Source organism: Salibacter sp., from assembly GCF_031581065.1.
Taxonomy (GTDB): Bacteria; Bacteroidota; Bacteroidia; order Flavobacteriales_G; family Salibacteraceae; genus Salibacter.
The window spans coordinates 43963-69147 of the sequence record NZ_JAVLBN010000010.1; the positions used below are offsets into that span (position 1 = coordinate 43963).

Annotated in this window: 18 protein-coding genes; 7 read left to right on the forward strand and 11 right to left on the reverse strand. The window is 40.4% G+C overall.

Going from position 1 to position 25185, the window contains the following annotated elements; all coding sequences use genetic code 11:
• Window positions 1-143: 143 nt before the first annotated feature.
• Window positions 144-3311 (reverse strand): hypothetical protein, encoded by a 3168-nt coding sequence (locus tag RI557_RS04305; RefSeq protein WP_310682378.1) that lies wholly within the window; start codon window positions 3309-3311, stop codon window positions 144-146.
• 199 nt (window positions 3312-3510) lie between these two features.
• Here RI557_RS04305 and RI557_RS04310 point away from each other — a divergent pair, with 199 nt between their 5' ends.
• The gene (locus tag RI557_RS04310; RefSeq protein ID WP_310667029.1) at window positions 3511-4167 is read left to right on the forward strand and encodes a 2OG-Fe(II) oxygenase; all 657 of its coding nucleotides are present in this window, start codon (window positions 3511-3513) and stop codon (window positions 4165-4167) included.
• Between the two features lie 51 nt (window positions 4168-4218).
• On the opposite strand, the gene RI557_RS04315 is transcribed toward RI557_RS04310, so the two are convergent.
• From RI557_RS04315 to RI557_RS04340, 6 genes are all read right to left on the reverse strand, one after another.
• Window positions 4219-6468, reverse strand: coding sequence for a S46 family peptidase (locus RI557_RS04315; RefSeq protein WP_310682380.1), 2250 nt, complete (start codon window positions 6466-6468; stop codon window positions 4219-4221).
• 182 nt (window positions 6469-6650) lie between these two features.
• Window positions 6651-8537, reverse strand: a complete 1887-nt coding sequence (locus tag RI557_RS04320) for a sodium:solute symporter family protein (protein WP_310667027.1) — start codon at window positions 8535-8537, stop codon at window positions 6651-6653.
• Window positions 8538-8592: 55 nt separating this feature from the next.
• A complete protein-coding gene (bshB1, locus tag RI557_RS04325) occupies window positions 8593-9324 on the reverse strand; it encodes a bacillithiol biosynthesis deacetylase BshB1 (RefSeq protein WP_310682382.1) in 732 nt (243 codons plus the stop codon).
• On the reverse strand, window positions 9321-11267 hold the full coding sequence (locus RI557_RS04330; protein WP_310682384.1) for an OmpA family protein: 1947 nt from the start codon (window positions 11265-11267) through the stop codon (window positions 9321-9323). Before RI557_RS04330 ends, bshB1 begins: the two co-directional genes overlap by 4 nt.
• Before the next feature lie 33 nt (window positions 11268-11300).
• Complete coding sequence (locus tag RI557_RS04335; RefSeq protein WP_310667024.1) at window positions 11301-11930, reverse strand: 7-carboxy-7-deazaguanine synthase QueE; 630 nt, start codon at window positions 11928-11930, stop codon at window positions 11301-11303.
• Between the two features lie 3 nt (window positions 11931-11933).
• On the reverse strand, window positions 11934-12647 hold the full coding sequence (locus RI557_RS04340) for a hypothetical protein (protein WP_310667023.1): 714 nt from the start codon (window positions 12645-12647) through the stop codon (window positions 11934-11936).
• 227 nt (window positions 12648-12874) lie between these two features.
• Between RI557_RS04340 and RI557_RS04345 the strand changes: the two genes are divergently transcribed.
• The 3 genes from RI557_RS04345 to RI557_RS04355 all read left to right on the forward strand — a co-directional run bounded on the left by RI557_RS04345 (window position 12875) and on the right by RI557_RS04355 (window position 18078).
• On the forward strand, window positions 12875-15976 hold the full coding sequence (locus tag RI557_RS04345) for a protein O-mannosyl-transferase family (RefSeq protein ID WP_310682386.1): 3102 nt from the start codon (window positions 12875-12877) through the stop codon (window positions 15974-15976).
• 175 nt (window positions 15977-16151) lie between these two features.
• Entirely contained in the window at window positions 16152-17387 is a 1236-nt protein-coding gene (locus RI557_RS04350) for a T9SS type A sorting domain-containing protein (protein WP_310682388.1), read from the forward strand.
• A 64-nt stretch (window positions 17388-17451) separates the two neighbouring features.
• Window positions 17452-18078 carry a T9SS type A sorting domain-containing protein gene (locus RI557_RS04355; protein WP_310682389.1) on the forward strand — a complete coding sequence of 209 codons (627 nt, stop codon included), beginning with the start codon at window positions 17452-17454 and terminating at the stop codon, window positions 18076-18078.
• Here the strand turns inward: RI557_RS04355 and hutH are convergent.
• Entirely contained in the window at window positions 18075-19568 is a 1494-nt protein-coding gene (gene hutH / locus RI557_RS04360; protein ID WP_310682391.1) for a histidine ammonia-lyase, read from the reverse strand. The genes RI557_RS04355 and hutH overlap by 4 nt on opposite strands.
• Window positions 19568-20929, reverse strand: coding sequence for a histidine--tRNA ligase (hisS, locus tag RI557_RS04365; protein ID WP_310667018.1), 1362 nt, complete (start codon window positions 20927-20929; stop codon window positions 19568-19570). The genes hutH and hisS overlap by 1 nt, the downstream gene beginning before the upstream one ends.
• Before the next feature lie 160 nt (window positions 20930-21089).
• Here hisS and RI557_RS04370 point away from each other — a divergent pair, with 160 nt between their 5' ends.
• Both RI557_RS04370 and RI557_RS04375 read left to right on the forward strand, forming a co-directional pair.
• Window positions 21090-22313, forward strand: coding sequence for a DUF1015 family protein (locus RI557_RS04370; RefSeq protein WP_310667017.1), 1224 nt, complete (start codon window positions 21090-21092; stop codon window positions 22311-22313).
• Window positions 22314-22322: 9 nt separating this feature from the next.
• Complete coding sequence (locus RI557_RS04375) at window positions 22323-22985, forward strand: YggS family pyridoxal phosphate-dependent enzyme (protein ID WP_310682393.1); 663 nt, start codon at window positions 22323-22325, stop codon at window positions 22983-22985.
• Between the two features lie 77 nt (window positions 22986-23062).
• Here the strand turns inward: RI557_RS04375 and RI557_RS04380 are convergent, their stop codons facing one another.
• On the reverse strand, window positions 23063-24157 hold the full coding sequence (locus RI557_RS04380) for a carboxypeptidase-like regulatory domain-containing protein (protein WP_310667015.1): 1095 nt from the start codon (window positions 24155-24157) through the stop codon (window positions 23063-23065).
• A 174-nt stretch (window positions 24158-24331) separates the two neighbouring features.
• Between RI557_RS04380 and RI557_RS04385 the strand changes: the two genes are divergently transcribed.
• The gene (locus tag RI557_RS04385) at window positions 24332-24886 is read left to right on the forward strand and encodes a hypothetical protein (protein WP_310667014.1); all 555 of its coding nucleotides are present in this window, start codon (window positions 24332-24334) and stop codon (window positions 24884-24886) included.
• Between the two features lie 50 nt (window positions 24887-24936).
• Here the strand turns inward: RI557_RS04385 and RI557_RS04390 are convergent.
• Window positions 24937-25185, reverse strand: a 249-nt coding sequence (locus RI557_RS04390; protein WP_310682395.1) for a GxxExxY protein, incomplete at its 5' end; no start/stop codon positions are given.

Sequence of the window (25185 nt, forward strand, 5' to 3'; positions counted from 1 at the left end):
AATGGATCAATTTCAATCATCTTAAAAAAATTGAAAAATAGTATTAGGTATTCAATACAATACAAAACAATGACTGCTGAAAATTAAAGCTTGATTAAACTGAAATAGGAATGATAAAAAAAACAGCTTTCCATCCCACCACATCAATCAACATAAGGCCTTACGTTCTGATTGTAAACATCACCGTTGACGCGTTTTCCGTTTAGGTAGTAGAACTCCTGCCCCCACGGGTAAACGAGGCGAATTAGCTTGCGTCCTCTTCCATCTTCAACAATGACACTTTTCTCTACCTGGCGATAGCCCTGATCTATTGTTTCGTGTGAATATCCACTCGGATATTTTTCAGCTAAATATTCCGGAGAGTTTTCTTTTATGCGCTGTAGTCTGGCTTCTCTTTCCTTTTCCTGTTTTTCACGCTCAGCTTTTCTTCGTGCAAGTTCCTCTTTTTGTTTTTCTGCCGCTCTCTTTTGGGCATCTTCCGCGGCCTGGTCTCTCTTAGCTCTCGCAGTAGCTAGCTTTTCCTGAGCTACCGGATCATTTGATTTAACTGATAATGCCTGTTGATAATTGGAAACCGCTTCACCGTACTTTTCACTCTGCATAGCTTCATTTCCCTTGCTGATGAAATTGGAGTATTTATCGTCTTTAGCCTGCTCGGCTGCTCTTTTTTCGGCCTTGCGTTTTAAGTCATCAATTTTGTCGATTTGGTTCTGAGGATAGTTGTCCTCACTATTCATGCTTATTGCTTGCTTGTAAAGTGTTTTAGCAGTGGCCCAGTTTTCATTTTGAAGTGCTTCATCAGCCTGTTTCACGAGCGAATTATATTCATCTTCTTTTTGCTCTTTTCTTCGCTGTTCCGCTTCACGTTTTCTTTTTTCAGCCTGCTCCATTTCAATCATTCTCTCCACTTCAGCAATTCGCTCCTTTGGTCCTGAAGATGCGGGCTTCAAAGTCTGTGCCTGCCTGAAAAAAGATTTTGCCTGTGTCCAGTCTTTATCCAAAATAGCCTGTTCTCCCTTGATCATCAAACTGCTGAATTCCTTATCGCGCTCCTCGAGTCTTTTCTCTTCTTCTTTCTTACGTTGTTTAGCAGCCTCTTCAGCCTCTTTCATGGCCTCGTTAGCACTTTCAATTTTACCTGCCACCACATCGTTATCGGGCATTAAATTATCGGCTTGTTTGTAAAGCCCGATAGATTGTGAAAACTCTCCGTTTTCTAAAGCATCATCACCCTGTTGAATGAGGTCATCGAATTGTTGTTTGAGCTTTTCCTTTTCTTTTTCCTTTTGAGCCTGACGTTCAGCTTCAGCCTCAGCCATTTTTATTTTGTTGTTTACTTCCTCTATTTTCTTGGTCGGAACCTCAGCACCTGGTTTTAATTCTGCTGCTTGCTTGAAGTAAGATTTAGCTGCCTCCCACTCCTTGCGCTCCATCGCATTTTCACCTTCTGTCAACAGTCCCTTGTAGCGTTCTTCAAGCTCTGCAGCTTGCTGCGCTGCCTCTTCTTTAGCAGCTTGTTTTTTCGCAGCTTGTTCAGCTTTCAGTTCCTTTACTTTTTGAATTTGATTCTTTGGGTACTCTTTTTCGGGAAGAAGTTCAGCTGCTTGCTGATAGTTTGCAGTAGCATTAGCCCAGTCTTTTTCTTCAATTGACTTGTCACCTTTTTCAATCAACTCGTTATACTGATTTTCAAGTGCAGCTTGCTGGCGTTCTTCTTTTGCTTTTTGCTTTTCGAGTTCTTCCTGTTTTTTGAGACCACTCTCGGCCTGGGTCATCATGCTTTTGAGTCGCTCACTTTCAGGGAAGAGAGAGCTGGCTTCATTTAGTTTATCCAGTGCAGACTGCCATTCTTCATTGTCAATTTTCGCTTGAGCATCAGTGAGCATTTGATCGAACTGAGCCTTTTTTTCTTCCTGTTTTTCACTGGCAGCAATGGCTTCGTTGGCTTTTGTGATTTGCTGATTTGGATAATCCTTATCGGGTAAAACTGTAGCGGCCTCTTCGTATTTTGAAATCGCTTCCTGCCATTTTTCAGCATTCATCAACTCATCAGCCTGTTTTACCAGGCCATCATACTCCTCTTGTTTTGCAGCCTGTTCTGCGGCTTTTTCTTTTGCAGCTATCGCCTCATTCGCTTTTGTGATCTGCTCATCAGGATATGATTCCGATTCTTTAACCGATTTAGCTTCCTCGTATTTTGAAATCGCGTTTTTGTACTGCTCCTCTCCCATTAATCGATCAGCTTCTTTCACGATTTTTTGATATTGAGCATCGATCTCTGCCTGCTGTTCTTTCTCTTTTTCCTCCTGCTTGAGGTTTTTCGCTTTTTGGATCTGACTGTTAGGATAATCTTCATCAGGTTTTACCTCTGCTGCCTCTTCGTATTTGGCTACAGCTTCATCCCACATTTTATTGCCCAAAAGCTTATCCGCTTCCTGGATAATCTTGTCGTATTTTTCGGTCAGAGCCTGTTGTTTCTCGCGTTCGGCCTGTTCCTTTTTGAGTTTTTCAGCTTCAGCAATTTTATCTTTGGGGAGTTGTTCGTCTGGCTTTACCTTGCCGGCTTCCTGATATTTGGAAATCGCTTTGTCCCATTGTTTGTTTGACAAAAAATCGTTCGCTTCCTGAATAATCTTGTCGTATTTTTCATTCAGAGCCTGCTGTTTTTTGCGTTCAGCTTCTTCCTTTTTCAGTTTTTCAGCTTCGGCAATTTTGTCTTTTGGAAGTTGTTCGCCAGGCTTTACTTTACTGGCTTCCTGGTATTTTGAAATCGCCTGATCCCACTGACTATTAGACAACAAGTCATTGGCTTCATCAATGATGTTGTTGTACTTTTCATTCAGAGCCTCTTTACGCTTGCGTTCGGCTGCAGCTTTTTTGGCTTGTTTGGCTTGATCGAGTCCCTGTTTTGCGGGAGGTGCATCGGGTTTGAGCTTGATGGCTTCCTGATATTTTGAAATTGCTTCGTCCCACTTTTCCTTGTCTCTGAGTTTATCGGCATCAGCTACAATCTCATTGTACTGTTCGTCCAGTTTTTCAAGACGGAGCTGCTCTTTCTTTTGTTCTACGAGCCGTAGTTGCCTGCCCGCATAATCACGATCGGGGAAAAGCTCCTGCATTTGTTTGTACAGGTTTGTTGCCTCATCGAACTTTTCTTTGTCGAGAGCTTTATCTGCATCAGATTTTAAATCATCGTACTTCTCTTCTTTCTCCTCGAGTTTTTTCTCTTTTTCTTCTTCGGCTTCCAGTTCATCACCTATGCTTTCGAGTAATTCTTCTTCAGATTGTGCATAAGAACCGGAATTCGACAATAAAATAACAGAAAACGTTAAGGACAGTAAAAAGAATGAACGAAGTAGAACCTTGTTAATTTTAGAATTAATTTCCCTCTTGATCACTCCTCGTTTTTCTTTAAGGCCCGCTAATTTATAAAAAGCTGGACAAGTAGGGTGTTAATTTTTAACATGATATTCTGTAGCGTTTATCTTTGCCAAATTATTTATTGCACAATTGAAATTACAACAGCAACTCAAAGCTCCTGAGCAATTACTCGATAGGGGGCTGGCAAATAACCTTGCAACAAAAGGCTATGCTTTAATCGACTCGTTTCTATCTGAGGAAATGACGTTGGAGATAAGAGAGTATATCGATCGGTTGAGGATCAGTGAAGATTTGAAGAAGGCAGGAATTGGTACAGCTCATCTTCATCAGGTCGATAACAGGGTTCGTGGAGACTATATCAGATGGATTTCTCGAGAATCGAAAATTGATGCGATAAGGCATTATCAAAATCAATTACAATTTCTCGTTCAGTATTTGAACCGGTATTGTTTCCTCGGTATCAAGGATTATGAAATGCACACGACTTATTATCCGGTGGGAACGCATTATGAAAAACACATCGACCAGTTACAGGTCAATGGCAAGCGTGTTATTTCATTTATTCTGTACCTCAACGATGACTGGCAAACGGAAGATGGCGGTGAAATTAGGGTTTATCCACTCGATGGATCTGACCATGAAGATTTGGCTCCTCATAACGGCCGACTCGTAATGATGTTGAGCAACGAAACGCCACATGAGGTTCTGACCGTAAACAAACCGCGATACAGTGTTACCGGCTGGATGCTCAATCAATTTGTTGATACCACTTTCGTTGGAGCATAAAAAAAGGGACCGGTAAACCGATCCCTTTTAGTCAATTTATGAATCGACATTTTATTTTTTGCGCTCAGCGTTATTTTGTGACTTTGGAGCTTCCTTCACTTCTTTGATTGAAGGTTGGGCTGCTTTGTGAGTCTCTTCTTTGCTTTTCACAATTGTCATTTGTTTGAGCAAATGTGAAGCGCCTGCATATTTATCGATTACGAAAAGGATGTAACGGATATCAGCAACGATTGTACGCTGGATTTCATCTTCAAAAAAGATGTCTCCGCTCATCGCTTCCCAGTTTCCGTCAAATGCACAACCGATCAATTCTCCCTTGCCGTTGATAACCGGTGAACCTGAGTTACCTCCTGTAATATCGTTGTTGGTAAGAAAGTTAACACGCATTGTGCCGTCACTGGCAGCGTAGCGGCCGTAGTTTTTGTTTTCGTAAAGATTCACCAATTTGTCTGGAACGATGAACTCGTCATCAGTTGGATCTTTCTTTTCCATTACACCTTCAAGAGTTGTGTAGTAGTTGTAGTAAACGGCATCTCTCGGGTAATAGTCTAGCACCTGACCGTAAGTCAAACGCATTGTAGAATTTGCGTTAGGATAATACTTTATATCAGGGTTCATTTCACGTAAACCGGCAATGAAAAGTCTATTACCGCGGTCGATCTTCGCGTTAATTTGACGTGTCTTAGCAGATATTTCATTTCTGTATTTTGCGAGGAATGCTCCAGCTAAACGAACTGCAGGATCTCTATCGAGTTTTCTGGCCTTTGGTTTATTGAGGAAGTCACGTAGCTCATTCGTATCAGAAAGCATTGATTTGCGGAAGATATAATCTGCAACATCGTGAAAGTTTGGCCCTTTGCGTTTCACGATTTTTTTGAAATACTCAGGCATGATATCTTTATCGATATCGTTGTAATAAATCTTGAGCAGCTCGGCTGTTACATCTTTATCGGTTGCAACATCGTAATCTTTATAAAAATCTTCTGCTTTCTTTTTTACTCGTTGAATTTGAGCATTTAGCTGTTTAGGATCAGGATCTTTTTGTTCCAAAATTCCGCGCATTGGCGACATGTAATATCCCATCAACAAAATTTCAGAACCAAAAATGGCCTCGCCAAAATATGTTTTGGGGAGTATGTATTCTTCTAACTCTTCATATCCTTCATTGATGAGTTTGAGAGCATCACCGTATTTCGCTTTACGAGCAGGCTTTTTGTTTACCCATTGTTGGAACTCATCCTCAAGTTGTTTTTTCTTATCTATAACATCGTTATTCTTGATCTGCTCAGTTTGACCGATGAAATACTTGTAGTAATTCGATACACCGGCATATTTTGATGCGTACTGAATATCAACTTTTTTATCAGCATCCATGTGTTCTTTCATCACGTCAAGACGCTTACCGCGAATTTTAACACGAGCTGGCTGATCTTTGGTAATCGCCATTTCAACTCCTGTAGAGGTGAGGTAGCGATCAGTGCTTCCCGGATATCCCATGATCATCGCAAAGTCACCTTTTTCAACACCGTCAACTGAAAGTGGAAGGTGATATTTTGGCTCTAATGGAACATTCTTTTGATCGTAATCTGCCGGTTCACCTTCCTGGTCAGAGTAAATTCTCAAAAGCGAGAAATCGCCTGTATGACGTGGCCACATCCAGTTGTCAGTGTTTCCGCCAAACTTACCAATGCTCGATGGTGGAGCACCAACCAGGCGAACATCTCGATATGTTTTGTAAACGAATAGATAAAATTCATTGCCACCAAAGAAACTCTTAACGCTGGCATTGTATTCTGTGCCTTCAGTAGCTTCCTTTTTTATAGTTTGAGAAAGTTGACGAATCACCTGGCTTCTCTCAGCCTCGCTCATCGTATCCTGAAGTGCTTCGTTAATCTTTTCACTCACATCTTCCATTCGAACGAGGAATGAAGCTGTCATGCCATCAGCTTTGAGCTCTTCACCGTAATTTCCGGCCCAAAAACCATCTTCAAGATAGTTATGCTCTTCTGTTGAGTTTTGCTGAATAACACCGTAAGCACAGTGATGGTTGGTCAACAACATACCATCTTTTGAGATCACTTCAGCTGTACATGAACCTCCGTTCAACATTACAATAGCATCCTTCATTGAAGAATGATTCACACTGTAAATTTCTTCAGGGGTTAGCTTGAGCCCCAATTTCTGCATGTCTTCATAGTTCAGTCTTTCAATGAACATCGGTAGCCACATACCTTCATTGGCACGCGATGCAATTTGAAAACCAAACATTAAAACCAGTACTAATCCTACTATCCGTTTCATGTTTAAATAATTTACGATTAAAGTAACCGAAAGTCCACAGCCAAAATGCTGTTTGATTTCAATTTTTCAAAAAATTTTGCAATGAAATGCAAGGGTAATAAATTTTCTAAAAACGGCTGCACAAAATGTGCTGAGCGGTACATTTACTCATTGTGTTGTTTTTTGTAATGGTCAGATCCAAATCATGTCAACTGATCCCACTTTTTCAACCGGTTGAGGCCGAATGAAAGTCCTATTGCACCACCTGCAGCCAATACAGCATAGAGTTGCCACTCATTACCATGCAGCAAAAATGATCCCATTGCGAAAAGTGTACAATACGTGAGCAAGATGCCGCAAACCCAGCACCAAAGTCTCCAACGAAGCGATTGCTTGTTTTTGGTCCTAACCAGTGGATCAGCGAACCTTCCCCATGCGCCTTCGGGTTTTACACGGTCATAAAAAGATTTGATTTTCTCATCCGGCTCGGCAGATGTCACATAAGTTGTCACCAACCAGGCGATTGTAGTAAAGAGAACGGTAAACAAATACGGCCCTTTGTTCTCTACAAACTCTGCTCCCAGTTGTTCACCAAGGATCTGACCGATAAAATAACCGATAAACGGAGCCACCATCGCAGCGATTTCACTCCAGGCATTGATGCGCCACCAGTACCAACGCAGAATCAAGACAGCCCCCAATCCGGCACCGGCTTCAATAATAAATTCCCAAACTCCGGCAATTGTGTCGATCACCGAAGTAACCAAAATACCAACGAGCATCAACAAAAGCGTGGCAATTCTACCCGACAAAACCTGATTTTTGGAACTGTCTTTCGCGATAAACGGCATGTAGAGATCGTTGACCAAAAAACTGGCACCCATGTTCAATTGCGTGGAAATGGTGCTCAAATAGGCCGCTAAAAAAGCTACGAGCAATAATCCGCGCAAGCCATCAGGCAGGTAATCACGCATGGCAAATACGTAACCCAATTGAGGCTGAAAACTGTATTTGACCTGTTTTTCAATTTCTTGTTGTTGGTCAGATCCAAATTGAGCCATCACCTCACCCTCAGTCATTCCAGCTTCTTTGTAGGTCTCAATTTGTTGAGCGACTTCAGGTGACAGACTGTAGTGCGGATCGTAGAGCAAAATAGCCGCCAATCCCACTAAAATCCAGGGCCAGGGGCGAACACAGTAATGCGCGATCTGAAAGAAAAGTGTAGCCTTTTGAGCATCCTGTTCGGTTTTGGCACTCATCATCCGCTGCGCGATGTAACCACCTCCACCCGGTTCTGACCCGGGATACCAACTGGCCCACCATTGAACCGTAACGTAAGTGAGAAATGCTCCAATCGACAAACTCAAGACCTGTAATCCGCCAGCGTCTCCAACTCGGGGAAATAAGTGAAAGTAGCTTTTTGGCAATTCAGATTTAAGATTATCAATTCCGCCAACTTCAGGAGATGAGAGCACTAGCCACGCCAGTATTATGGTTCCTACCATGGCGATGAAAAACTGGACAGTATCTGTAATGGCAACTCCTAAAAGTCCTGATAGAGAACTATAGGCTGCTGCAAAAATCATAGCCGCAAAAACGTACCAAAGAACGGTTGAGCTATCGATACCGAAAAAAGTTTCGAGGAGTGCCGCAAAAGCCAGGTTTACCCAGCCGATGATCATTCCGTTCATGAAAACACCTAAGTAAATGGCTTTGAAACCGCGAAGTAGTTTAGCAGGTTTCCCCGAATAGCGAATATCGATAAACTCGAGCTCTGTCACGATGTTAGCTCTTCGCCAAAGCCTGGCAAAAAAGAACACGGTTAACATTCCGCCCGACAAAAAACTCCACCATAGCCAGTTTTTGGAAACTCCGTTTTGGGCAACCATTTCAGAAACCGCTAAAGGAGTATCGGCAGCAAATGTGGTTGCCACCATCGACAATCCGGCAACGTACCACGGCAGGTTACGACCACCCAGGAAAAAGTCACTGATGGTTCCGCCTTTTTTGGTTTTAAACCGCCACCCGATGTAGAGTGTGAGCAGCAAAAAACCTACAATTATGATCCAATCGATAAGAGCCAGGTGCATAACCGCAATAATACGATTATCACGTGAAATTTAATTGGATTGTTGAGGTGCTTTTTTACAAAAGCGATGTGATATCATCAACTCCGGGAGTGCGAGCAGCTATAAACCCTTCAGCATATTTCGCATTGATACTGCGGCCGTATTGTGCAGCTCTACCTTCTAAAAAATCGATAAATGATTGCGATGAGATTGGTGTTTCCGGTTCTTTTGAATCTGATTTTTCTGAAAAGAATTGACTACTAAACGCTGCTATCGCTTTGAGTTTCGTATCCCATTCTGCAGAAATATCAACTACAAAATCTGGTTGTAAGTAACGATCCTGGATGTAGTGATACACAGCTTTTGGCCGCCATGGCTCAAGCGGTTCTCCATCCCACTCCATTTTGATTTTCCTCAAGCCGGAATAAAAACAAGCATCAGCGATGAGTTTTGCCGCTCTGCCGTGATCAGGATGGCGATCTTCAGGTGTGTTGATAAGCGCTACCTCAGGTTGAAAACGCCTGATTTGTGTGGCAATTTTGATAATGTTTTCCTTGTTGTACTGAAAAAAGCCATCATCCATACTGAGGTTCTCACGGTAACTAACTCCCATTATTTCAGAAGCCTTTTCAGCTTCCTCCATTCTAAGCTCAGGAGTTCCGCGCGTGCCAAGTTCACCTTTTGTGAGATCGACAACTGCAGCTTTTTTGCCCTGCTTTACATGTTTGATAATCGTTCCTGAACAACTCAACTCAACATCATCAGGATGAGCTGCAATGGCCAAAATATCTACTTTTTCCTTCGTCACTTTTCAATGATTTTAAATTCGGTGCGTCTATTTTGGGCACGTCCTTCTTCCGTATCATTTGATGCAATGGGTTCACTAAAGTTGTACCCTTTAAAGGTCAATCTTTCTGCATTTATTCCGGCATCAATTAAGTACGTGTAAACAGACTTCGCTCTATTCTCTGATAATTGCTGGTTGTAATTTTTGCTTCCAACATTATCAGTGTGCCCGCCTATTTCAATCTTCAAAGTGGGGTTATTGTTCAAAAATTCTACAAGTTTTGTCAACTCGGCTTTTGATTGGGGCTTGAGTTTGTATTTATCCGTTTCAAAAAAGATATTTTTCAATACAACTGTTTCGCCTTTCTCAATAGGCTTCATGGGAACATCAAAAGCGTAATTATTAACGTCTTTCCCTTTTTCTCCCGAGAGCTCAAAGTTTTCTGAGAAAAATAAATATCCTTCAACCGAGGCGTTGAGCATGTAATTTTTTTCGGTCGGAACCACAACCAGGAACTCTCCGTTTTCAGGATCTGAATATGATTCCACTACTCGTTCCTGTGTTTCCAAATCAATGAGCTCGAATTTAGCTCTCAGCGGCTTATCGGTTTTCTTGTCGTACACTTTTCCTCTCGCGTAAGTTACCGGAGTTGGACGTGCATATTCGGGCAACTCAAAGCTGTAGAGATCCCATTTCCCAAAACCTCCCGGCATTCCACTCGCATAATAAGCTTTCTTTCCATCAGCTCCCACAGACAGGCTCACTTCATCATCTAGCGTATTGATAGGGTAACCGAGATTTTTCGGCTCTCCAAATGAATCTGCTGAGATTTTTTCAACGACAAACATATCGCGCATGCCCATTCCCGGGTAACCATCGCTGGAAAAGTAAAATGTTTTGTTATCTGGGTGAGCGTAAGGAGAAAGATCATCTCCCGGGGTATTGAAAGATACAGGTTTTGGATCTGACCATTTACCATCATCACCGATTTGAGTCATCCAAATGTCTTTTTTTCCTGGTCCGCCCGGGCGGTTACTCACAAAATACAAGGTGCGCCCGTCACTCGAAAATGATGGTTGAGAATCCCAATGACGCGTATTTACTGCTTTCCCGAGGTTTCTCGGATTCACCCACTGCTCGCCTTTTCTGCTCGCGATGTATAAATCGCAGCTTCCCAGTCCTTCTCTTCTTCCGCAAGAAGTGAAAAAGATGTAATTGCCATCAGGAGAGATGCAGGCTGCACCTTCACGAAAAGGCGAATTGATCGATTTGCTCAATCTCTCTGCCTTTGCCCAGGTGCCGTCTCCTTTTTTGCGAGACATGTAAATATCTTCATCGAACTCACTTCTAGAGGATGACATAGCACCAACTCGTGGCTGGTTTTTAGTGAAATAAATAAGTTTTCCGTCAGCACGTAGAGTTGGCGAATGCTCGAAAAAACGATTGTTTACACCCGGACCAAGGTTCTGAGGATCAAAATCAACAGGGTTCTCAATTAACTCTTTTCGCGTTTTAGTGGTTTCTTTGATTTCCTCTGCTTTACCGTCCCAGTAATCGTCTTCTTTAAATCGATGATACGCTTTAATTGTTTCTAAAGCTTCATCGAGCTTTAAGGCTTTGCTTTGTACATGAGCTAATTCGAGATACACCCGCGGATTGAAAGTTGAATCAATTGAAATTCCTTTCTTGTAGTAATTAATACTTTGTTCGAGATCGTCAATTTCAACTAAAAGCTGAGCTTTCAACACATAGGCATCAATGAATTCTTCGTCTTTTTCAATTGCCTTATCAATAGTATTTAAAGCGTCCTCAATGTAACGAAGGCGGAAATATTTATTGGCCTGTTCAAAGTATTCTTTTGCTTTTCGGCTATTGGTTGCCAGCTCTTTTGGCTGAGCTTTACAAGCAGTAATTGAAAGAAATGACAGGGCTGCTAAAACGACAGATTTGATAAAAAACTTCATTGTTTTGCGATTATGATAATGGTCGCTACAAGGTTAAGGAATATTCATGTATTTATGCGTTTGCAATGAAATCTTCCATTTTGGATTTTCCTTGACGTAGTCGATAATTTTAGGTAGTAGCTTCTCCTCTCTTGACCACTCTGGCTGCAGATATAGCTCACAATCAGCCCCCACTTTTTGAGCGTGAGACTCTGCCCATTTAAAGTCATTCCGGTTTGCGATAACCACTTTCAACTCGTGTGCTTTGTCGTAAGCTTCACCGAGAGGTTTTTTGAACTTTTTGGGCGAAAAACAAATCCAGTCCCAGCTTCCTGTAATAGGGTGAGCACCGCTGGTTTCCATCCAAACTTTTAAATCTTTTTGCTTGAGTTTTTCAGTCAGAACCGAAAGATCATACATTGCCGGTTCACCTCCTGTGATCACGATATTTGGAGAATTCGTGGCAACCGCTCCTTCAACAATTTCATCAACTGACAATACCGGATGCTCATCAGCGTCCCAACTCTCTTTTACGTCACACCACACACAACCCACATCGCAACCTGCAAGCCTGATAAAATAAGCAGCTTCACCGTTATTTCTACCTTCACCCTGAATTGTGTAAAAATGCTCCATCACGGGCAAAGCCAGCCCATTGTCTATCTTCTGTTGTACTTCCTTCATAAATTAGAATCTCAATGAAAGTGCAGCACCAGTATTTACGGAGCGCAAATTGTATTCAACCTCTCTTGTTTCTGCAGTGGAAGTGTTATTTTTCATAGAAGCTATATCGAGATCGACCAAATGGTCAGATCCAGAAAACTCAGTATAAAAACGAAGCTCCAGGAACGACAAAACAGCATAATTAAATGAAACCCCGGGGCTTAAAAACAAGCTTGGGTCAACTACAGCGTTTGTGTTAAACCTTTCAACTACTTCACCGGCATTGTTTTGTACAACATAATCTTTCTCAGCATTCTTGAACAAATTAACGCCTGCCATAACATAAGGCTGAACATCAAATTTATTTTTGACAAGAGGCTGGTTAAATGAAGCTCCCCCTGCTACATACAAACTTTGATATGGAGTATGAGACAGCTCTACATTTTCGGGATTTGCCGGATACGCGTCTCTTTTAATCGCTTCATCATCAACCTCAAAAAGATTGTATCCAAACCTCAAAAGAGTTGACCATTTCTTTGATAAGAACACTTCACCTTGAAACCCTACATCTATTCCAGAGGAGGCATGCCCTTTCATGAAGTCATCTTCAATTGTTGAGTTAAATGGTTTAACTGGAGTTGATACGCCCATATTGGCAGAGAGCCTAAATCCGTTGTACTTTTGAGCAAATACTCCAATACTAAAAAGAGAAAATATCATTACCAATGCGTGTTTCATAACAGATTGCAAAATTACGCAACTAAACACATTTTGTGCCATTTGCTAACCTTTTTTAACGGAAAAACGGATTGAATTTATTTTTGGTTCTGACCACTAGTGATGCAAACAGAACCTGCATTTTAACGATTTCAAAGCTTTTTTTAGGTTTTTTTCAGTTGATTTTAATTTACTTTGACCGCGTTTACCGAAACACTTTACATTTCATAAGAAATCAAACGAGCATTATGGATTTTAAGAAACTGAATATTATTGGTGGCTGGGTAACATTTGCAATTGCATTTGTAGTTTATGCCATGACAATTGAACCAACCACGAGTTTTTGGGACTGTGGTGAGTATATTGCTACCTCTTATAAATTAGAAGTTGGTCACCCTCCCGGAGCTCCTACTTTTATGATACTGGGTAGAATTTTCACTCTACTTGTAGATCCTCAAAATGTTGCCGTGGCTATCAATATTATGAGTGCTCTCTCCAGTGCCCTCACCATATTATTCATGTTTTGGTCACTAACTTATTTGGCTGGTAAATTTGTTAGAAATGAAGAACTCAGTGGCGCAAATGGCATTGCTATTATTGGTAGTGCTATTGTAGGTTCTTTAGCTTTTACATTTAGTGATACATTTTGGTTCTCTGCCGTTGAAGGTGAGGTTTACGGTATGTCATCATTTTGTACGGCACTCGTTTTTTGGGCAATTTTAAAATGGGAGTCCATAGCCGACCAACCTCATTCTACTAAGTGGCTCATTCTTATTTTCTACATAATTGGTCTATCAATTGGCGTTCACTTATTGAATTTACTTGCTATACCGGCTATTTTATTCGTTTATTATTTCAAAAGATTTGAGCCTACTCGCAAAGGGATGATAATCACATTTATCCTATCTGTTGTTCTTCTGGGTTTTATCCAAATGATTTTAATTCCGCAGGTAGTAAACATCTCAGCAAAATTTGAGCTCTTGTTTGCTAATGGACTGGGAACACCTTTCCATGTTGGATCAGCAGTATTTGGAATACTCCTGATTGCTGCAATTGCATTCGGACTGTGGTATACGCAAAAGCATCACAAGGTCATTGCCAATACATCAATACTGGCTTTTACAGTCCTCATGATCGGTTACACCTCTTTTGCAATGATTGTGATCAGATCAAATGCTGATACACCTATCGATGAAAACAACCCTGAAAACATGGTTAACCTACTCTCCTACCTGAAAAGGGAACAGTACGGAGATGTGCCATTAGTTAAAGGACATTATTTTAATAGTCCGCTCGATAATCAGGACCCCTACGATGACGGAAGCCCTGTTTACTATCCAAATGAAGAAACAGGTGAGTACGAAATTGCCGATCCTCGTGAAAACTCCATCCCTAATTACGCTGATGAATTTGAAACACTATTCCCCAGAATGTGGAGTTCTAAATCGAATCACGTGAGGGCATACAAAGCGTGGAGTGACTTTGAAGGTAACCCAATGCGCTACAGAGATGTGCAAAGTGGTGAAATGAAAACCATCTACAAACCCACAATGGGTGAAAACCTCAAGTATTTCTTCAACTATCAGATTTACTGGATGTGGGGCCGTTATTTCCTCTGGAACTTCGCTGGAAGACAAAACGATATTCAGGGACATGGTATCGATCAGAACCAATTTACTGACGGTAACTGGCTGAGCGGTATTCCATTCATCGATGAAGCTCGTTTAGGAAACATGGATGAATATCCAGATGAACTCAAAGACAAGTGGTCTTACAATAAGTATTATTTATTGCCACTAATCCTCGGGTTAATAGGTCTTTTCTTCCAGTACAAATACGATAAGCGCAATACTTTAGTCGTATTCCTTCTCTTCTTCTTTACAGGAATAGCTATTGCAATTTACTTAAACAACTATCCATATCAGCCAAGAGAACGTGATTACGCTTTTGTAGGGTCATTCTACGCGTTTGCCCTTTGGATAGGATTAGGTGTCATGGGGCTTTACAGGCACTTTAGAGATAAAATCAATCCAAAAGCTCTTGCAGCCGGAACAACTTTAGTTTGCCTGTTAGCAGTTCCAGTACTCATGGCATCAGAAAACTGGGATGATCACGACCGCAGTGATCGTTACACAGCGAGAGAAATTGCTAAAAACTATCTCGATTCATGTGCTCCAAATGCCATTTTATTCACCAATGGTGATAACGACACCTTCCCTCTCTGGTATTTGCAAGAAGTTGAAGGTTACCGTACTGATGTACGTGTAGTTAACCTCATGCTTCTCAACACAGATTGGTACATTGAACAAATGGCTCGTAAAGCCTATGATGGTGATCCTATTCCAATCTCAATGACACCTGATCAATACAGACAGGGAACCAGAGATTTTGTGAGATTTGGAAATGTTCGTGGTATCGACAAGGACAAGTATTACGACATCAAGAAGATCATTCCGGTTGTAACAAAAGACAAGTACAAACAGCCTCTAGGTAATGGTCAAAAAGACAATATCGTCCCAACCAAGAAATTCAAGTTGAATGTACCTAAGGAAAAAGTCATGGCAAATGGTACAGTTGATCCTTCACTTGAAGATCAAATCCTTGATGAAATCACCTGGAAAGCGAATGGCCGTTACATTCTCAAAAACGAAATGGTAATGTGGGATATCCTGGCAAACTTCAATTGGGACAGACCACTTTATTTCTCAATTACGATGGGAAATGATGCATTCTACGGACTTGAAGATTATTTCCAGCAAGAAGGGTTTGCCTTTAGACTGGTTCCGATCAAAACTCAAAACACAAGCCGAAGACGATACGGAAGAGTTGCCACTGAAACCATGTATGACAACATGATGAATAAGTTTGACTGGGGCGGTTACAGTGATCCTGAAGTATTCATGGATGAAAACAACCTCAGATTTGTAACCAACATTCGTTTTACTTTTTCTCGCCTGGCGCAAAACCTTGCTAACAAAGGAGATAAAGAACGAGCAGAAAAAGTGCTGGACAGAGTTGTTGACATAACTGTTAACGACAGAGTACCATATGACGGAACACTTCTCCCTGTAGCAGAACAATATTACAACGTGGGTAACAATGAAAAAGCTAACGAGTTAATGCGTAAAATAATAGAGCGCGAATCTCAGTTTGCTAATTATTACCTGAGCCTGGATCAAAATAAATTGAGTGTTGTTAAACCTAACCTGGAGCAATCTATTGGTATTATGGGTAATGCTGTAATGCTGGCAACTCAAAAATATCCTCAAAGTGATGAAATTCAACAAGAATTTCAATCAAAGTATCAGGAAATTGCCCAGCGCTACCAATCGATGGGTAGAATACAATAATTCATTAATTGACTATACTCAAGGAGGTGTATCGAGATTTGATGCACCTCCTTTATTTTTTAAACCACTTTTTAAGTTCTTTTATGAAACAAAGAGTTGATATTTCTGTAAATAGACTTGAATAGAGGCAAATATTTATTGATATTCGCCTCGCTAAATCGAAAAATAAATAATTATGAAAAAACAATTACTTAAGATCGCAGGAGTGTTTGCTTCTGCATTTATCCTTGCTTCAAATGTAAGTGCACAAACTGAAGTTGGTGTACTTCCAAATCCTGATCAATCAGAAAACAATCAGGTTAATATTGAGCGAGGAAACACAACAATTAATGATACTAACTTTTACGCGACATTCGTAAATCAATTGTATAACCCTGATACTACTTATGTGATTCTATCAATCAATTCAAGTAATATCTACACCTGGTTTCATAGAGTTCAAACTCCATCAAACATTTCACTAGATGTTGAAGGAGCTAGAATGCACTTAGCTTCAGGAAATTCTGATGGATCTCCTGTAAATGTTGAAGTTTCATTAGTAGAAACAGGAGCAAATGGCTTACCTTCAAACACTGTTTTAGAAACAAAAACAGTAAGCATTGATCCAGTTACAACCACAAATGTAGGTGACTTTGCTAATGATGTTGTTTTTGATAACTCTCACAGTTCAGCTAATGGCTTTTACTTACAAATGAGTTTAGACTCAAACGTGAGTGATACGCTGAGAATGATCACAGGCCAAAACGGTGCTGCTGCAGTTAGTGATGATACTATTACATTAGCTGGTTTTACAGGAAGCAATAATTTAAGTACTCTTGGATATGTTCAACATTTTCGTCCATTTGTTTCTTACGAAGCTACTAACAGTATCACTACAGATAAAGACACGATCACTTCTGATAATGAATCTGTAGCTTTTACAGCTGAAGGTAACTTCAAAAATGTTGCAGATCCACATTTGATGACTGGTATTTCTAAAAATGCATTTTGGTCACTTGATAATGGAAGTACATTCGTTGGTCCTGCTAATGATACTACTTATTCATTTGCTGATGCTACAGTTGATCACACAGTACTTCTCAATGATTCAATCATGACATGGTCTGCAGGTACTTACGTTGTATCTGAATCAAAAACAATTGTTGGTGATAAAACTGTTACTGGAGTTAATAATCTCAACGAAGGAGACATCAAAGTTTATCGCTCTCAAAACATGTTAAACGTTGAAGTAAATGGGAACCTAAACCCTGGCAATCAGGATCTTTTCATTTACAATGTTGCTGGTCAACTCGTGAAATCTTCAAGAGTGAACCTTACAGCAAACTCTACTTCACGTGTTAGCATCAACGAATTAAATGGCGGACTTTACATCGTTAAAGTTGCTGATGAAACTGTTCGTTTTGTGAAGTAATTCACTTTGATTTGAAAGATAATTTTTAAGAGGCTACCTTCGCAGGTAGCCTTTTTTATTTGATATGAACAAGACAATCATTACTCTTCTGCTTCTCATCACGGTCAGAGCCGGATTCTCCCAGTCAGCCGACCTGGATCTGACCGAAATAACCGTACCTGACAGCATCGAGGAAAACTCAACGGTTTCTTTCTCAGCTGAACTCAGAAATAATGGTCCCGACAGTGTCCAGTCAGGCACGCAACTCACATTTCACTGGTCAGTTAATACCGATACGATTCCGGCAAACTTTACTTTAGACTCTACTTTTTACGCAGGAGATAGTATTCAGTTATTCTCTCCACCTTTCAGCTTGAGCCCAAGCGATAGTCTCAAAATTTGTGTTTCATTCAGCTTCCAAAATGATACGGTAACATCAAACAATGAAATTTGTGACTCAACGAAGGTTTACCTTTACAATAATTTTGCATTACCCGAAAATGTGAAATTCATTCAAAGCAGGTCACAAATCATTTTGCAAAATGCTCGAGTTTCAGAATTGAGAATTTACAACCTAAACGGACAGGTCGTTACCTCAACAAATGGTGCAAATGTGATAACAACAGATCAACTAAAAAACGGACTGTACATCTTTACAGCCCGCTTTCGTGACTCCAACAAGTTTTATAGAAGAAAAGTTTTTATCCGTTAAGCTGAATAGCTTTCAACAAAGTTGATCGATTTTTTGATCAGAACGTGTAATTCAGCATCATCTTCAACTTTAGAAACTTCTTTTCTGTAACTTTCAAAAAGTTCCTCTACACTTGAAGACGACTTAAACGGTCTTCTGAATTCCATTGCCTGAGCAGCGTTGAACAATTCGATTGCTATAATTTTCTTATAGTTATTCAATATGCGAAGTGCTTTTGTAGCGCCATTTGCACCCATGCTCACGTGATCTTCCTGACCGTTGCTCGAGTCAATAGTATCAACACTCGATGGTGTGCACAGCTGTTTATTCTGACTCACAATACTCGCTGCCGTGTACTGCGGAATCATAAATCCTGAATTCAAACCTGGATTGGCAACCAAAAACTCGGGCAATCCACGAGTTCCGCTCACTAGCTTGTAAACTCTCCGTTCTGATATACTTCCTAATTCTGCAAGTGCAATTGACGCGTAATCGAGGTTTATTGCCATGGGCTGACCATGGAAATTCCCGGCTGAGATTACTTCATCAGCATCCGGGAAAACAGTTGGATTATCCGTTACAGAGCTGATCTCGTTTTCCACAATTCTTTGAACATGATCGAGCGCATCGTATGAAGCTCCGTGAACCTGTGGTACACAGCGGAATGAGTACGGATCCTGAACGTGTTCTTTATGTCGCTTAACCAACTCACTCCCATCTAAAAGCTTGCGAACAGATTGTGCAACTTTCAATTGCCCCGGTTGCTTTCTCGCAATGTGTGGCAAATCTCCAAATGGCTCAATTCTGCCATCATACGCATCGAGCGACAATGCCGTAATACGTTCTGAAAGTGGCTTGAGTCGGTTCCATTCGAGCAAGATATGTGTTGCGTAAGCACTCATAAATTGCGTTCCGTTGAGCAGCGCAAGACCTTCTTTACTTCTCAACTTTATAGGGTCGAGATTCATTTCGGTCAGAACCTCAGCAGCGGGCTTCTTTTCTCCGTTGTGATAAACTTCACCGAGCCCGAGGATTGGTAAACTCAAATGAGCCAGTGGAGCCAAATCACCACTGGCACCTAACGAACCCTGTTCATAGACAACCGGTAAAATATCTTCATTGTAAAAAGTAATGAGTCGCTCAACAGTATCGAGTTGTACTCCGGAATGACCATATGAAAGTCCCTGAACTTTGAGCAATAACATCAGTTTTACAATGTGTTGAGGCACTTCATCTCCGGTTCCGCACGCGTGCGACTTCACGAGGTTTTCCTGAAGTTGCTCCAGATCAGCTTTCCCGATTTCAGTATTGCACAGCGACCCAAATCCGGTGTTGATCCCATAAATTGGAGTCTTTTGTTGCTCCATCCTATTGTCGAGATACTCGCGGCACTTGATCACTTTGTTTTTTGCCGGTTCTGACAGTGAGAGCTTTTTGCCTTTATTGACGATATCAGCAACAGCCTCAATTGATAAATCCTCTGGTTTTATATGATGGACTTCTGTATTCATTACTTTCCTAATTTATCACAAATTGCCTGAACAGTGAGCGATTCCTGCTCACCCGTTTTCATATTTTTAAGCGTAATTTCCTGTTTGTTGAGTTCATCTTCTCCTACCATTCCAACATAGCGAACATTCTTATCATTGGCGAATTTCATCTGCTTTTTCATCTTGGCCGTATCAGGATAGAGCTCGGCTTTGATTCCGGCTTCACGCAATTGTTTCATCCATTTCAATACTTGCGCAGCTTCATTATCCCCAAAGTTGACAAAGAGAATATCGGTAACGTTTTCAACTGATTCAGGGAATAACTCTTTTTGGAGCATCAAATCGTAAATGCGATCTGCGCCAAATGAAATTCCAACTCCTGATAGTTTTTCCTTCGCTCCAAAAACTCCTGTTAAGTCATCGTAGCGACCGCCACCAGTGATACTCGATGGGAAATCAGGATGTGTAACTTCAAAAATAGCCCCAGTGTAATAATTGAGTCCGCGAGCGAGCGTTACTTCAAAGTTGATATTCCTATACCCCAAAGCATCAGCCTGCCCCAACATGAAAGTCATTTCTTCAACTCCTTTTTGCCCGATTTCACTATCAGCGAGAACATCAGCAATTGTCTGCATCTTTTGCTCATTGGAACCGGACAGATTCATAATTGGCTGCAGTTTTTCAATCGCTTTATCGCTGATGCCTCTATTCTTCAACTCCTCATTGACTTTCTCAACTGGCATTTTGTCGAGTTTATCCAACGCGATGGTAATTTCCATCATATTGTCTTTTTCGCCAATCGCCTCAGCAATACCAGCTAGAATTTTGCGGTTGTTGAGTTTGATGGTTACATCTGGCAGGTTAAGCCGTTCGTAAACCTCCTGCATGATATTGATCAGCTCTATTTCATTGAGTAACGAATCAGATCCAATGCAATCCACATCACATTGATAAAACTCGCGGTACCTTCCTTTTTGAGGTTTATCAGCTCGCCAAACCGGCTGAATTTGGTATCGCTTGAATGGAAAACTTATATCATTCTGGTGCTGAACAACAAAGCGGGCAAATGGAACTGTAAGGTCATAGCGAAGAGCTTCCTCGGCAGATTTATTAGCTGCAACCTCAGCAGTTTGATCTTTTTCGAGTTCAGTTTTTAACTGATTGAGTTTACGCCCGCGCGGCATAACCTTAAAAATCAGCCTATCTCCTTCTTCCCCGTATTTACCGAGAAGAACATCAGTCCGTTCCATAGCCGGAGTTTCAATTTGTGAAAAACCGTGTAGCCTGAAAACTTCTTTAATCTGATCAAAAATGTAATTCCTGCGCCCCATTTCAACCGGGCCAAAATCACGGGTTCCTTTTGGAATGCCTGCTTTGCTCATCCTTATTCGTTTTGAATGGGCAAATATCGAAAACTCAAGCTAAAACAAGTAGTATTTAGGTGAATTTGGCAAGTGGACTTTCGGTTCTGACCATTACTTTATTACAATCAGTTTTAAAGCTGATGTATTATGTTAATTTTGACCGCCAAATACCTGATCTATGGCAGATGTAATCCCTTTCAGAGCCGTGAGGCCAAGCCGCGACAAGGCACATTTAGTTGCCACGCGATCATACATTTCTTATTCCCATGAGCAGATGGCGGAAAAGCTTGAAAACAATCCGTTTTCGTTTTTGCAGATTATTCATCCGCCTGCTGCAAACGAATTAGATGGGGTTGAGAAGTTTGAAAAGGTTCGTGAAGAGTATCGCGATTTCTGCCAGAGGGGTATTTTGAAAAAGGAAGAAAATCCGGCTTTTTACGTCTATGAGCAGCGATATGGCGATCACATTTTTACTGGGATTATTTCTGGAATTGCTGTTGAGGATTACCAAAGTGGACACATCAAAAAGCATGAGCACACGCTTCCTGAGCGTGAAAAAATGTTCAAAAACTACCTCAAAACTACGGGGATCAATGCTGAGCCTGTTTTACTGACTTACACGAAGAAAGATAAAATCGAGGAGTTGCTTGAAAAGATCAAAGGCTCTCGCCCAGAATATGAGTTTTCTACAACTGACGAGCATACGCACACACTGTGGGTCATTGATGATCAAGGTGATATTAAAACTATTCAGCAAGAGTTTAGCGATGTAGATTCTGTTTACATTGCTGATGGTCACCACCGTTCTGCTTCCTCATCTCTTTTGGCTGACGACCTTGGATCTGACCAAAAAAAGCCGAGCGATTACTTTATGGCTTACTTGATCAGTGATCAACAAATGGAAATAAGAGCTTTTCACCGATTGGTTTCTTCTTTAAATGGTCAAACGATTGACGAGTTTTTGACTAAAATCAAGCAATCATTTGAAGTTGAATATCTTGGTGAAAATAGGTACCAGCCACACAGGCTCCACGAGTTTGGAATGTACATCAACAGAGATTGGTACAGGTTAACACCACATCAAAAGGACATCGATCTGGAACATCCTGTTGAACAATTAGACTGTCAAATACTTTCATCATTGATACTCAATCCTATTTTGGGTGTTGAAGATGAAAAAACGGATAAACGAGTAAAATTCATGGGAGATTTGGAAGGTCTCGAAGGACTTGAAGAAAACGTGAATAACGGCAGTTACGATGTGGGATTTGCTGTTTATCCTGTTACCGTTGAGCAGCTTAAAAACGTGGCTGACAACAACATGATTATGCCGCCTAAAAGTACGTGGGTTGAGCCCAAGTTGAGAAGTGGATTGACGATCTATGACATTCTTGAATTTTAAATTCTAATTATGGCAAACATTGCAGAAAATATTCAAAAGATCAAGTCAGAACTCCCTGATGATGTGACTTTAGTAGCTGTTTCAAAAACGAAACCGAATGAAGATTTGATGCAAGCCTATGATGCTGGTCAGCGTGTTTTTGGTGAAAACAAGGCACGTGAGATGGAGCAAAAACACGAGGAATTACCAAAAGATATCGAATGGCACTTCATCGGTCATTTACAGCGAAATAAAGTGAAATACATCGCGCCATTTGTTAAGCTCGTTCATTCGTTGGACAGTTTGCGACTCGCTAAAGAGATCAACAAACGAGCTAAAAATGAGGATCGAGTAATCGATTGTTTGGTACAACTTCACATTTCCGGTGAAGAGACCAAATTCGGTTTTGATTACGATGAAGCTGTTGAGTTTTTACGGTCAGAACCATTGAAAGAGTTACAAAACATCAGGATTGTTGGTGCTATGGGAATGGCTTTACACACTGATGACGAATCAGTATTGAAAAAGCAATTTGGTGAATTGAAGTCTTTCTTCGATAAGATGAAAAAGGAATACGATCACTTCAAAGTCCTCTCAATGGGAATGACCAATGATTACGAAGTAGCAGTTGAAGAAGGAAGTAATATGGTGAGGCTTGGATCTTCGATTTTTGGACCGCGTAATTATGGTTAATGTTTAATCGTTTATTTGTTTAAGGTTTAATCTAAAGCTGAACTATCTGAAACCTCAACTCAATTAAAGCAATAAATCTAATAGCCGAGTTTTTCCTTTAAATCCAGATCTATTTCGCCTTCAAACATTGACTTTGATCCTTCCACCCAGCTCTCAGTCTCTATGGGTGCTGCGACTTTTTTGTAGAGGTTTAAAGTTGTTTTTATAAACCACCCTTTATCATATATTTTTTTATCGTCTGGCCTGTGACCAAAATCCCGATTAAGCTGCATTTCCATTTTAGTTGGGAGACCAACATCAATGTAGTCACTAAAAACTACTCGATAGAATGTTGACTTTCTTTGTTCACCAGCCCCCCAATAGTCTGTTAATTCTAAAAAACTGTTTGTGGTGACATCAATAGTAGCACTCAGTGATATATCTTCATTTCTATCTCTCCCTATAATTTTAAACACAACGTGATTGTCCTCATCTAAAATTGTATCCGTTACTTCATAATCATACCACCTATAAAAGGAAAAAGACAACATCTCATTAACTTTTGTAAAACGTGTCATCATTAAAAGTAAATTTACTCCTCCTATATCACCTCCGTTTTTCAATGAATCCACAGCTAATATTGTTACCCTTTCCTGAAACTCCTTAAATATTCCAACTTTTTCTTTTGGTGAATAACCAGTTATTACACAAGTGGCTTTCATGAAGGAGGTATCTTTTAAATCATTACTAATAAGCAATTCCTCATATCCAGCAATAAAGCTCTGATCATTGTATTCTGTATCATTAAACTTCTTCACTGCATCTTTGAATATTTCCTTTGCTGTCCTGGGTTTTGCACTAACTACAAATTCATTTAATTCAAGTTGTTTGCTTTCCATGTAGACAGTATCAGTGTTCATCAGTTTTGAAACTGCAACTTTGAGACTTTTATAGCCAATTACACTTATTGAAAATGTGTCACTTTTATCGAGGTTGAATTGAAATTTATATGTTCCTTGTTCTGATGATACAAATCCAATTCCTTGATTTGTGGTACTCGCAAAATGAACGAACGGAATGCTTTCTCTTGTGTCTTTGTCAATGACAACTCCTGAAAATTTAGTTGACTGGCTATAGGAATTAAAACAACTGAATAACAGGAGAAAAAGTAGAACAGCTAAAGGTCTTTTCATAATCATGTCAAAATTAACGCAATACTAAATTGCATATTATGTTACGATAATCAAATGGCTTGAAGAAACTTATTAAACAAAATAGCGTTGATTGACTCCTTTATTCGAATCATTATTTCAATTGACAACGAATATGATTCGTAGTTTTGCAAAAATTTACAGCGGAATATCAAGATGAAAAAGCTTACAGCAACTCAGGAAAAGTCCAGACAAAAAAAACTCAAAAAGATCACTGAAAAGCTTCAGAGTGACGATAACAAGGCTATTGTTTCGGCTCTGAAAGAAGTGAAAGAACACGGTGATGCTTCTATTATCCCATTCCTGATCGATTTATATCTCAACAATCAAAACCAGGAAGTTCAGGATGAATTGCAAAAAGTGTTTTTCGGTTTGAATGATCAGGATGCTGTAAGGCCAATTCTCAATGCTGCTGAGCAAAACATTGAGAGTTACCAGCGTTCATTTTTACTATCGGCAATATGGGAGGCAGGTTTGAGTATTGATGAACACCTGGATCAATTGACAAACATTGCACTCAAAAGTGATTACATGTCAATGCTCGAGGCCGTTACGATCGTGGAAAACATGAAACGCCCAGATGAAGATGAACCTCTCAAGCGCAACATTGTAAAAGTAAAAGAACACTTGCTGGACAATCCTGAACAAGACGACAAATACAGGCTAACAGCCAGTTATTTAGAGATCTTAAGCGAGCAAATGGTGGGTTAAAGAATGATGCCACGAAGGCGCTAAGACACTAAGTATATCTTCAACAAGATTCAATTTCTATACCTTTTAATCCCATTCTTAATTAAAGGAACGTTAAAATTGATTAGGTAACCAAGATTTAAATCAGTGAGCTTTAAGTGGCTAATAATTTGTGATTCCCAAACCGGATTCACAATTTCAACTGCCTTTAACTCTACAATCACCAGATTATTTATTAGCAAATCTAACCTGAGGCCTTCCTTAAACTCAATTCCGTCATAAACAATTGGAAGAGATATTTGGCGTTTCACTTCAAACCC